Origin of the sequence: Stutzerimonas stutzeri (assembly GCF_024448935.1) — a bacterium.
Lineage (GTDB): Bacteria > Pseudomonadota > Gammaproteobacteria > Pseudomonadales > Pseudomonadaceae > Stutzerimonas > Stutzerimonas stutzeri_AO.
The window spans coordinates 24,578-31,029 of sequence record NZ_JAMOIE010000059.1 but is presented as its reverse complement, the minus strand read 5'-3'; the positions used below and the strand labels follow the sequence as shown (position 1 = coordinate 31,029).

At 58.2% G+C, this 6,452-nt stretch carries 9 protein-coding genes; 8 read left to right on the top strand and 1 reads right to left on the bottom strand.

The genetic code is table 11. The features are described 5' to 3' along the window. Positions 1 to 38: 38 nt before the first annotated feature. The gene (locus NA637_RS16500; protein ID WP_003291037.1) at positions 39 to 311 is read right to left on the bottom strand and encodes a hypothetical protein; all 273 of its coding nucleotides are present in this window, start codon (positions 309 to 311) and stop codon (positions 39 to 41) included. Between the two features lie 253 nt (positions 312 to 564). On the opposite strand from NA637_RS16500, the gene NA637_RS16495 reads away from it, so the two are divergent. Genes NA637_RS16495 through arsJ form a run of 8 tightly spaced genes read left to right on the top strand, consistent with a single transcriptional unit; the run spans position 565 to position 6,421 of the window. Continuing rightward, complete coding sequence (locus tag NA637_RS16495; RefSeq protein WP_003291039.1) at positions 565 to 978, top strand: arsenate reductase ArsC; 414 nt, start codon at positions 565 to 567, stop codon at positions 976 to 978. Between the two features lie 7 nt (positions 979 to 985). Continuing rightward, the gene (locus NA637_RS16490) at positions 986 to 1,342 is read left to right on the top strand and encodes a metalloregulator ArsR/SmtB family transcription factor (RefSeq protein WP_003291040.1); all 357 of its coding nucleotides are present in this window, start codon (positions 986 to 988) and stop codon (positions 1,340 to 1,342) included. 40 nt (positions 1,343 to 1,382) lie between these two features. Next, positions 1,383 to 1,865 (top strand): arsenate reductase ArsC, encoded by a 483-nt coding sequence (locus NA637_RS16485; RefSeq protein ID WP_003291041.1) that lies wholly within the window; start codon positions 1,383 to 1,385, stop codon positions 1,863 to 1,865. Beyond that, on the top strand, positions 1,862 to 2,923 hold the full coding sequence (arsB, locus tag NA637_RS16480; RefSeq protein ID WP_003291043.1) for an ACR3 family arsenite efflux transporter: 1,062 nt from the start codon (positions 1,862 to 1,864) through the stop codon (positions 2,921 to 2,923). Before NA637_RS16485 ends, arsB begins: the two co-directional genes overlap by 4 nt. 2 nt (positions 2,924 to 2,925) lie before the next feature. After that, positions 2,926 to 3,642 carry an arsenical resistance protein ArsH gene (gene arsH, locus NA637_RS16475; protein ID WP_028238050.1) on the top strand — a complete coding sequence of 239 codons (717 nt, stop codon included), beginning with the start codon at positions 2,926 to 2,928 and terminating at the stop codon, positions 3,640 to 3,642. 14 nt (positions 3,643 to 3,656) lie between these two features. Then, positions 3,657 to 4,148: a cyclin-dependent kinase inhibitor 3 family protein gene (locus tag NA637_RS16470; RefSeq protein WP_028238051.1), complete on the top strand. Its 492-nt coding sequence runs from the start codon at positions 3,657 to 3,659 to the stop codon at positions 4,146 to 4,148. A 29-nt stretch (positions 4,149 to 4,177) separates the two neighbouring features. Further along, entirely contained in the window at positions 4,178 to 5,182 is a 1,005-nt protein-coding gene (locus tag NA637_RS16465) for an ArsJ-associated glyceraldehyde-3-phosphate dehydrogenase (protein WP_003291048.1), read from the top strand. Between the two features lie 12 nt (positions 5,183 to 5,194). Continuing rightward, a complete protein-coding gene (gene arsJ / locus NA637_RS16460; protein WP_003291049.1) occupies positions 5,195 to 6,421 on the top strand; it encodes an organoarsenical effux MFS transporter ArsJ in 1,227 nt (408 codons plus the stop codon). The last annotated feature ends 31 nt before the right edge of the window (positions 6,422 to 6,452 follow it).

The window sequence follows — 6,452 nt, the reverse complement described above, 5'->3', positions numbered from 1 at the left end:
ACAAAAGAAAGGCCGCCCGAAGGCGGCCTTGGTAAAAATTACTTCTTCAGCGTTTCCAAGTAGGCCTTGAGAGTCTTCTCATCGGCCGCCTTGACGGTCATGCCGTTAGGGCCGGTGCCGATGTCGGTGAACTGCTTGGCCGGCTCACCGGTGGCTTCGAAGTCCTTCAGCTCCTGGGAGCCCTCGCGGAACACCCACAGTCGGCCGTCTTCGACTTCGGTGACGAAACCAGGTTTGTCGAACTCACCGGCTACGGCGGTGCCGGCGAAGAGGGAGGCCAGCATTAGCGCGGACAGGGTCAGTTTTTTCATCGTAGATTCCTGCATTGGGTTGAGGTGGGACGCAACCTAAATCCGTACCGATGACGCTTTCATTACAAAATTCATATATGCGAATTTACAGATGTAATAAAACGTTTCAGAGGTTAGCGAGAACGTGAACCGGCTAAAGCGAGCTGCTATACGACGGGTTGTCAGCACCAATGGTGATTGAGGCAAGCGTAGGTTTACCTTTTATGTGAAAAACCATATATTCGTTTTTCCGAATTTGTCAGAGACATTTCCCATGGCTCACAAGTCTCGCGTGCTCTTTGTTTGCGTTGCCAATGCCGCCCGTTCACAGCTGGCCGAAGCACTCCTGCGGCACACCGACGCCAAACACTTCGAAGCATTCAGTGCTGGTACTGCCCCGACAGGCGTTGATCCGCGCACCGTCGCCGCGCTCCGGAACTTGGGCGTAAATGCCGATGGCTTGCGCAGCAAATCCATTGATGAGTTCGCCGGTCAGCAATTCGATTACGTCATAACCCTGTGCGATAAATCGGCATTGGAATGCCAGGCGCTGCCGGGCTCCGCTGAGGTTCTCGCATGGAATTTCGAAGACCCAGTCAGCAGCGACCAGCCCGACGCCTTCCGTCATGCTCTTCACGAGATTCATGAAAGGATCAAAATGTTCGTTCTAGTAAAAACCAAGCGCTAAGACTTTCATGGCCGACCACCTGACTCCTACCACCGTATTCAAATGCCTGGCTGACGAAACCCGCGCCCGCGCGATGTTACTGATCGCCGAAGAAAGCGAGCTGTGCGTGTGCGAACTCACCTTTGCTCTCAACGAGAGCCAGCCAAAGATCTCCCGCCATCTGGCGCAACTGCGCACCTGTGGACTACTGGAAGATCGCCGGCAGGGGCAATGGGTGTACTACCGGTTGCACCCGAATCTGCCGGATTGGGTGGCCCGCATCATCGAACTCACCCTTTCTTCAAACCGCCACTGGCTCAGCCCAGATGCGAAGCGCTTGAGCCAGATGGGTGACCGCCCTGCGCGTACCGCCTCCTGCTGCTGAAGCTCACCTGGGCTCATCCAACCCAAGGGATACCTGATTGATGAAGATTCTGTTTCTCTGCACCGCTAATAGCTGCCGAAGCATCCTTTCAGAGGCCGCGTTCAACGCGATGGCGCCGGCCGGCATGAAAGCCTATAGCGCCGGAAGCCACCCCAAGGGAATTGTTCACCCGCTCAGCCTGAAGGCGCTGCAAAAGGAGGGTATTTCGACCGAAGGGCTGTCGAGCAAGTCGATCGACTCGCATGAGTCGCTGAATCCTGACTTCGTAATCACCGTATGCGACAAGGCGGCGGGCGACGCTTGCCCAGTGTTCTTTGGGCCGGCGGTGAAGGCTCACTGGGGGCTGGCTGATCCTTCAGAGCTGCAAGGCACTGAGGCGGAAGTCGACGCCGCTTTTGATCGTACGCTCGCAATCATTCGCGCTCGGGTGCAAGCCTTTCTCGATTTGCCGCTGCAGCAGCTCAGCCCCGACCAACTGAAAGCCGAGCTAGCGCGCATAGCTGCACTTGAGGTAGCCGCATGAGCAAGAGTCGTCTCTCCTTTCTGGATCGTTACCTGACGTTCTGGATTTTCCTTGCGATGGCACTGGGCGTAGGCCTGGGAAGCGTGTTCGAGGGTCTGCCAGCCTGGTTGAACAGCCTGTCTGTAGGCTCCACCAATATCCCGATTGCCATTGGCCTGATCGTGATGATGTATCCCCCTCTGGCCAAGGTGAAATACGAAGAGCTGCCCCAGGTGTTCCAGGACAAGCGCATCCTGGTGCTCTCCCTCGTTCAGAACTGGGTCATCGGGCCGGTGCTGATGTTTGCCCTGGCTGTCATCTTTCTGCGCGACTATCCGGAGTACATGACAGGTCTTATCCTGATCGGCCTCGCTCGCTGTATAGCCATGGTGTTGGTGTGGAACCAGATCGCCGGTGGCAACAACCAGTACGTGGCGGGCCTCGTGGCCTTCAACAGTATCTTCCAGATCCTGTTCTTCAGCGTGTACGCATGGATTTTTCTGGGGCTGCTGCCGCCGCTGTTTGGCCTGCAGGGTAGCGTCATCGAGACCAACTTCTTTGACATAGCCGAATCGGTGCTGATCTACCTCGGTATCCCGTTTCTGGCCGGATTCCTGACCCGCAAAGTGCTGATCGGGCAGAAGGGAGAAGCGTGGTACGCCGAGCATTTCATTCCGCGAATCAGCCCTCTGACCTTGGTGGCCCTGCTGCTCACCATCGTCGCGATGTTTAGTCTCAAAGGCGATATGGTGCTGCAGCTGCCGCTCGACGTAGTTCGAATCGCCATCCCGCTGACGATTTACTTCATCGTGATGTTTTTTGTCAGCTTCTGGATGGGCAAGGTGCTGAAGGCCGATTACCCCCGTACTACTGCTCTGGCGTTTACCTCAGCGAGCAATAACTTCGAGCTGGCCATCGCGGTAGCCATTGCCACCTTTGGCCTGGCGTCTCCGGTGGCCTTCGCCACGGTGATCGGTCCGCTGGTCGAGGTGCCGGTCTTGATCTCGCTAGTTGGCGTTGCCCTGTGGCTCAAGCGTCGCTGGTTCGATAGCGCTGCCACCCCCGTACAACAGGAGTGACCATGAAAGACGATCTGCTCCCGAATCTCGATTTCGGGCTGGCAAACCCTCCGAGCCTGGAAAAACTCGGCATCGAGAGCACGCCAACTCACCCGCCACGCATCCTGCTGCTCTACGGTTCGAATCGGGAGCGCTCGTTCAGTCGATTGATGGTCGAGGAAGCTGCACGGCTGCTCCAACGATTCGGCGCTGAAACCCGCATTTTTAATCCCTCAGGTCTACCCCTGCCGGACGATGTTCCTGACACCCATCCCAAGGTGCAGGAACTTCGCGAGCTGATGAAATGGTCCGAAGGCCAGGTCTGGTGTTCGCCCGAGCGTCACGGCTCCATGAGCGCAGTATTCAAGGCACAGATCGACTGGGTGCCGCTGGCGATGGGTGCGGTTCGCCCGACCCAGGGCAAGACGCTGGCGGTCATGCAGGTCTGCGGAGGATCGCAATCGTTCAACGTGGTCAACCAGCTGCGAGTACTTGGTCGCTGGATGCGCATGTTCACCATCTCCAACCAGTCCTCGGTGCCCAAGGCTTTTCTGGAGTTCGACGAGAACGGTCGAATGAAACCCTCCGCGTTCTACGACCGGCTGGTCGACGTTATGGAAGAGCTAGTGAAGTTCACCCTGCTGCTACGTGACCGGTCTGACTATCTGGTTGATCGCTACTCCGAGCGCAAGGAGTCGGCCGAGGAACTTTCCCGGCGGGTCAATCAGCGCGCTATCTGATCGAGGAACTAAAGATGAGCCACCCCTACGATGTGCTCAGCATCCCAGGCTTGCCGGGAAAGCTGATTTTCACCCCCTGCCCCGGCACCAAGGGAGTCTTCCTGACAGACGCATTGGCTGCGCTCAAGCAAGCCGGAGCCACCGCCGTCATCACGCTGATGCCGCAAAGCGAATTGGACACGAACGATGCGGGCGACATTTCCAGGCAATGTGAGGTGTTGGGTCTCGCCTGGTATCACCTACCGGTGGCGGATGAGCAGGTCCCTCTCGAAGATTTCGGACGCCAGTGGAAGGAGGCCAGGCAGCCAATCCTCTCCCAACTGAAGGCCGGGGAATCTCTCGCCATTCACTGCAAAGGCGGTTCGGGGCGCACCGGTCTTATTGCCGCTCGCATCCTGATCGAGGCGGGTCTTGGCCGGGATACCGCGATCGCTCAGGTGCAGGCGCTGCGACCGAAAGCCATCCAACACCCTGCACACCTTAATTGGATCAATCAGTTCGACTGATCCCCGCTCTTCTTCTGTGAGATACCAGCATGACGATCAAAGTTGGCATCAATGGTTTTGGCCGTATCGGTCGATTGGCACTGCGTGCGGCCTGGGGCTGGCCCGAAATGGAATTCGTCCGGATCAACGATCCTGCTGGCGACGCCGCGACCCACGCCCACCTGCTCAATTTCGACTCGGTGCATGGCCGCTGGGGACAAGAGGCGAGCAGCGACGGCGATTGCATCCTGATCGACGGCAAGCACATCCAGGTTACGGCGAACAAGGCGATCGCCGAGACCGATTGGAGCGATTGCGATCTCGTCATCGAGGCGAGCGGCAAGATGAAAACCGTAGCCGTATTACAGGCCTACCTGGACCAGGGCGTTAAGCGCGTCGTGGTGTGTGCCCCGGTCAAGGAAAAGGGCGCGCTCAACGTCGTCATGGGCGTCAACCACCAGCTATTCGATCCAGCCCAGCATCGCATCGTCACAGCCGCCTCCTGCACAACCAACTGCCTGGCGCCGGTGGTCAAGGTGATTCATGAAAGTCTGGGTATCCGCCACGGATCGATCACCACCATCCACGATCTGACCAATACCCAGAGCATCCTCGACACCCCGCACAAGGATTTGCGCCGTGCCCGCGCCTCGGGGATGAGCCTGATCCCGACAACGACCGGTTCGGCCACGGCGATCGCCGAAATATTCCCAGAGCTGCGCGGCAAGCTAAACGGTCATGCTGTGCGTGTTCCGCTGGCGAATGCTTCGCTCACCGACTGTGTGTTCGAAGTCGAACAAGCGGCCACCGCGGAAGAAGTGAATGAACTGCTCAAGGCTGCCGCCGAAGGTCCGCTGAAGGGCATTCTTGGCTACGAGGAACGTCCCCTGGTCTCCATCGATTACCGCACCGATCCGCGCTCCTCGATCATCGACGCGCTATCCACGATGGTGGTCAACGGTACCCAGGTGAAAATCTACGCCTGGTACGACAACGAGTGGGGATATGCCAATCGTGCCGTCGAACTGGCCCGGCTGGTCGGCGCTGCAGTGTAATCGGGAGCACACATGAAAGCGTTGTCGACCCTGTCTGTGGAAGTACGTCAGTACCTGGTGGTCACCGGTAATTACTGGGCCTTTACCCTCACCGATGGCGCATTGCGCATGTTGGTGGTGTTGCACTTCCACTCGCTGGGCTACACGCCCCTGCAGATCGCAGCGCTGTTCCTGTTTTACGAGATATTCGGTGTCATCACCAACCTGGTGGGTGGCTACCTTGGCGCTCGCCTCGGCCTCAATCGGACCATGAACATTGGGCTGGGCGTGCAGGTGCTCGCATTGCTGATGCTCACCGTACCGGCGGCTTGGCTAACCGTGCCTTGGGTGATGGGCGCACAAGCGCTTTCCGGTATTGCCAAGGATCTGAACAAGATGAGTGCCAAGAGCTCAATCAAGCTCCTGGTACCGGATAGTCAGCAGGGCACGCTATACAAGTGGGTAGCGATCCTGACCGGCTCGAAGAACGCCCTTAAGGGGGTGGGCTTTTTCCTCGGCGGGGCGCTGCTTGCGCTGCTCGGCTTTGCCGGCGCGGTGCTGGCCATGGCGGCGGTGCTGGCCCTGGTCTTCATAGGCAGCCTGGTATTCCTGAAGAGGGATCTCGGCAAGGCCAAGGCCAAGCCCAAGTTCCGCGACATGCTCTCCAAGAGCCGGGCAATCAACATCCTCTCTGCGGCACGTCTGTTCCTGTTCGCCGCTCGCGACGTTTGGTTCGTGATAGCCCTTCCGGTTTATCTGAGCACCGTATTTGGTTGGGACTTCTGGCTGGTCGGAGGCTTTCTCGCGGCGTGGGTCATCGGTTACGGCATCGTGCAGTCCCTCGCGCCTAATATCACGGGCAAGAAACGAGGTCATGTGCCGGACGGGCGTGCGGCGTTCGCCTGGGCGCTTTCCCTGGCGGGTTTGCCTGCCTTGATTGCGCTGGGTCTTTCCACCGATTGGTCAGCCCTTACGGTACTGCTGGGCGGGCTGATGCTTTTCGGCGTGTTGTTCGCTGTGAACTCCTCGCTGCACAGCTATCTGATCATCAGCTACGCCAAGGAAGACGGTGTCTCGCTGGACGTGGGGTTCTATTACATGTCCAACGCCCTGGGCCGCTTGATCGGCACGCTGCTGTCCGGCTGGGTGTTCCAGGCTTATGGACTGCAGGCCTGCCTATGGGTGTCGAGTGGATTCATTCTGTTGGCAGCTCTCATTTCCATGTTCCTGCCAAAGCATGGAATGACTCGCTCAAGTTAGCCGGTCGTAGTGATCGGTTTTTTGCAGGCGG